Below are 2,550 nucleotides of genomic sequence, written 5' to 3'. Positions count from 1 at the left end.
ACGTCCTCGAGGCCGACCCGCCGCGGCGGCTGGCCTACACCTGGCACAACTACCAGCCCGAGATGGCCGCGATGTTCGGCTGGAGCGACGAGCGGCTCGCCGAGCTGCGCCGCGAGCCGATCTCGACGGTGAGCTTCGACATCGAGCCGGCGGGCGCAGCCGTCAAGCTCACCGTCGTCCACGACGGCTTCGTGCCGGGCAGTGAGATGCGCAAGGGCGTGAGCGGCGGATGGCCGGAGATCCTCTCGGATCTCAAGTCGTTGCTGGAGACGGGGGCGACCACGGCGGAGGCCGTCGCGGCGACCTGACGCGCCTGCCGTCACGTCGCGGGTCGCGCTCCGGCCCGCCGCCAGGCGGCGGCGCGGAGCAGGCGCAGCCCGTTGAGGCCGGCGAGGACCGTGGAGCCCTCGTGCGCAGCGACACCGAGGGGCAGCGGCAGGGTGACGGCGAGATCCCAGCCGACCAGCAGCACGCGATGCCCCTCGGCCTGGAACTCGCCAGGGTCTCGCCGACGACGGCGAGCCAGCACCCGTCGAAGCTGCGGCTCGCGGGCATGGTGCGCGGCAGGCGGGAGGGTACGTTCGTCTACTGCACCGTCATCGACGGCCCCGTCCCCGACGTGCTCGAGGTTGCCCTGGATCACACTGTCCGGCAATAGACATAGTCAGATGCGCATGTTTCCATGCTTATGTCTGCTGCGAGGGAGGTCTGTTCATGGGGCACGGCCACGGACACGGGCATTCCGCGGACGGCGACCGTCGCCGCCTCGCGATCGCGCTCGCCGTCACCGTCGGTGTCGCGGTGCTCGGTGCCGTCGGTGCCCTGCTCACCGGATCGCTCGCCCTGCTCGCGGACCTGTCGCACCTGCTCACCGACGCCGGGGCGCTGGCCGCCGCCCTGGTCGCCTCCTACCTCGCCGCCCGGCCCGCGAGCCTGCACCGCACGTACGGGCTCGGCCGGGTGGAGGTGCTCGTCGCCGGCTTCAACGCGCTCACCCTGATCGTGGTCGTCAGCTGGGTGGCCGTCGAGGCGGTGGCGCGCCTGTTCGAGCCGGTCGCGATCCCCGGCCTGCCGCTGCTCGTCATCGGCGCCCTCGGCCTTGTCGGCAACCTCATCGCGCTGGCCGTCCTCGCGGGGGGCGACCGCGCGAACATGAACATCCGCGGCGCGGCGCTGCACGTGCTCGGCGACGCGCTGGGGTCGGTCGGCGTCCTCGCCGCGGCGGGCGTCCTGCTCGTCACCGGCTGGCCCTACGCCGACACGGTCGCGTCGCTGTTCATCGTCGCGCTGGTCCTGCCGCGGGCGGTGGGGCTGCTGCGCGAGGTGGGGCACGTCCTGCTGGAGGGCGCGCCGCGCCACATCGACGTCGCCGAGGTGGACAGCGCCCTGCGTGAGCTCCCCGGGGTCGTCGAGGTGCACGACCTGCACGTGTGGGTGATCAACGACCGAAAGCCGTCGGTGTCGGCGCACCTGGTCGTCGACGGGCACGAGCACACCGGCTGCGGCGCGGACTCCGTGCTGGACCGGGCGGCGCAGACGCTGCGCGAGCGGTTCGGGCTCGACCACAGCACGCTGCAGCTCGAGCGCCACGACCACGCGGTCCACGACCCGCGCTGCGGCTAGACCCTGGTCTGCTCGGCCTCCTCGCGGGCCAGCACCGTGAGTCCCGCCGCCGCGAGACCGATCCCGCAGCCGAGCGCGAGGACGACGGTGGCGCGGTCCAGGTCGTAGGCCCATCCGAACGCGAGCACCGGCTGGTGGAAGGACGTCGCGTCGAACGCCGTGAGCAGCGCCGCGAGCGCCCCGGCCGTCGCGCACGCCGGGACCGCCAGCGGGTGCTCCCGCAGGGCCAGCACAGCTCCCACCACACCGATCAACCAGCAGATCACCCCGGGCCCGGCCGCGGCGAGCAGCGTCGCGAGCCCCGGCGGCGAGGCGAGCACGAGCGAGGCACCCACGACGTGGACGGCGTAGGCGACCACCGCGAGCAGCGTGATCGCCGCCAGGACCCAGGCGGAGCGCCGCCCACCGCGGCGGGCCGCGGTCACGGCGGCGGCGAAGGTCAGCAGTGCCGCCGCGAGCGTGAACGACCACCACGGCACCGGATCGGGCGGTGGCGGGGTGACCCGGTCGCCCGTCGCCGTCACGTCGACGTCGCCGACCTGCAGCGGGAGTTCCCACCACGGCGCGGTGAGGCGCGGATCGGCCCACGCGAGCGAGGTGCCGGGGGCGATGATCGGGCCCTGCGCGACCTGCACCGGCTCGCCGGTGGCGTTGTCGATCCGCAGCCGAAGGCCGCCCTCGATCACGGTGAGCTGCAACCCGGCGGTCGACGGCTCGACGGCGAGGATCCGCGGCTCGTCCGCACCCGGTGCCGCCATGTCCCCGCCGTGTGCGGCGGCCGAACCGGTGCCGAGCAGGAACGACGCGGCCGCCGTCAGGGTGACGGCGGCCGCGCGGTGGGTGTTCAGGAGACGGGTGCGGGCGTGGGTCGGGTCGCCCGCTGGACGAGGGTGGCCAGGGTGAGTGCCAGGACCGTCCAGAACACGA

General features: G+C 74.1%; 5 protein-coding genes. 3 read left to right on the top strand and 2 right to left on the bottom strand.

Features of this window, described 5'->3' with window-relative positions:
- Positions 1-308: SRPBCC domain-containing protein (locus tag AB7J25_RS30695; RefSeq protein ID WP_428514897.1), on the top strand; the 308-nt coding region annotated here is incomplete at its 5' end.
- Positions 309-319: 11 nt separating this feature from the next.
- Here the strand turns inward: AB7J25_RS30695 and AB7J25_RS30690 are convergent.
- Complete coding sequence (locus AB7J25_RS30690) at positions 320-472, bottom strand: hypothetical protein (RefSeq protein WP_428514895.1); 153 nt, start codon at positions 470-472, stop codon at positions 320-322.
- 3 nt (positions 473-475) lie between these two features.
- Between AB7J25_RS30690 and AB7J25_RS30685 the strand changes: the two genes are divergently transcribed.
- Positions 476-658, top strand: coding sequence for a helix-turn-helix domain-containing protein (locus AB7J25_RS30685; protein WP_428514893.1), 183 nt, complete (start codon positions 476-478; stop codon positions 656-658).
- 56 nt (positions 659-714) lie between these two features.
- On the top strand, positions 715-1,623 hold the full coding sequence (locus AB7J25_RS30680; protein ID WP_428514891.1) for a cation diffusion facilitator family transporter: 909 nt from the start codon (positions 715-717) through the stop codon (positions 1,621-1,623).
- Here AB7J25_RS30680 and AB7J25_RS30675 read toward each other — a convergent pair.
- The coding region (locus AB7J25_RS30675; RefSeq protein WP_428514889.1) for a hypothetical protein at positions 1,620-2,550 on the bottom strand (931 nt) is incomplete at its 5' end. The genes AB7J25_RS30680 and AB7J25_RS30675 overlap by 4 nt on opposite strands.

The organism is Pseudonocardia sp. (assembly GCF_050246655.1).
GTDB lineage: Bacteria > Actinomycetota > Actinomycetes > Mycobacteriales > Pseudonocardiaceae > Pseudonocardia.
The sequence above is the reverse complement of the archived record's forward strand: the minus strand, read 5'-3'. Positions and strand labels throughout refer to the sequence as shown.

Coding starts and splice junctions, on each gene's coding strand:
- AB7J25_RS30685 (WP_428514893.1), top strand. CDS start 476: ATGCCCCTCGGCCTGGAACTCGCCAGGGTCTCGCCGACGACGGCGAGC.
- AB7J25_RS30680 (WP_428514891.1), top strand. CDS start 715: ATGGGGCACGGCCACGGACACGGGCATTCCGCGGACGGCGACCGTCGC.